The 1,013-nt window shown below is 58.1% G+C and carries 1 protein-coding gene and 1 pseudogene; both read right to left on the bottom strand.

The annotated features are described in order from the left end of the window. Positions 1–342, bottom strand: a pseudogene (locus H5U08_RS19770) (ornithine carbamoyltransferase); the annotation flags it as partial. A gap of 43 nt (positions 343–385) precedes the next feature. Beyond that, positions 386–1,013, bottom strand: a 628-nt coding sequence (locus H5U08_RS19765) for an aminotransferase class III-fold pyridoxal phosphate-dependent enzyme (protein ID WP_297037183.1), incomplete at its 5' end; no start/stop codon positions are given.

The raw sequence follows: 1,013 nt of genomic DNA, 5'->3' as shown, positions 1-1,013 counted from the left end.
CACCGTTTGATGTTTATTACCGCGAAAGACGATAACATCGACATACTGGCTGAGGACCGAGGCAAAATCGGCCATTGTTTCCCGTTTTCCAAATCCCGCATCCTGTCCCAGGAAAATGGCACTCCCGCCGAGATGAGCCATCGCCGTTTCAAAACTCACTCGAGTGCGCAGCGAGGGCTTTTCAAAAATCAGGGCCATGACCCGTTGCGGCAGCAGCGGCTCACGAATACCTTCCAGAAATTTGGCCTTGAGGTCTTCGCTGATTGAGAAGATCCGTTCGATCTCGGCCGCCGAAAGATCCTCCACCGTTAACAGGTGCCGACGTTCCAGTTTTATCATCATGAAGCCCTCCACGCTTTGGTGAGCCGCCGACTCTTTTCGGCCCTCATGCCTTGCCAGCCGATTCCAACCGGCCTGCCGCGTAGGCGGCGAGCACGTCCGCCAGAATGTCGCAGCCTTCGTGGACCTGATCATCCGTCATGATCATGGCCGGTAGCAGGCGGATCACTGTGTTATGAGTACAGTTGATGAGCAGACCACGGCGGAGACAGGCATCCACCACCGGAGCCCCTTCCAGCGTCAGTTCAATCCCGATCATGAGTCCGGCGATGCGGACTTCGCGGATGATGGGACACGTGTTTTTGAGCTCTTCCAACCGCTGGCGGAAAACGGCGCTGATGTGCTTGGCCCTTTCGAGGAGGTTTTCCTCCTCGATCATCTCGATGGTGGCCAGGCCCGCCGCCGCTGCAATCGGATTTCCCCCGAAAGTGGACGCATGCATGCCGGGACGGAGACTGGTGGCCACCTCCGGCTTTGCGAGCATCGCCCCACCCGCCAAACCGCCGCACAGCGATTTGGCCAGCGTCATAATGTCGGGCGTGACGCCGAAGTACTGGTAGCCAAACCAGTGTCCGGTGCGACCGCAGCCGGTTTGTACTTCGTCAAACACGAGCAGCAAATTGTGCCGATCGGCGAGTTCGCGGAGGCCTGCCAAAAAACCGTCAGGTGGAATC

The sequence above is a fragment of the Thermogutta sp. genome, from assembly GCF_014359955.1.
In the GTDB taxonomy this organism is placed as follows: domain Bacteria; phylum Planctomycetota; class Planctomycetia; order Pirellulales; family Thermoguttaceae; genus Thermogutta.
This window is presented reverse-complemented; position numbering and strand designations above follow the sequence as displayed.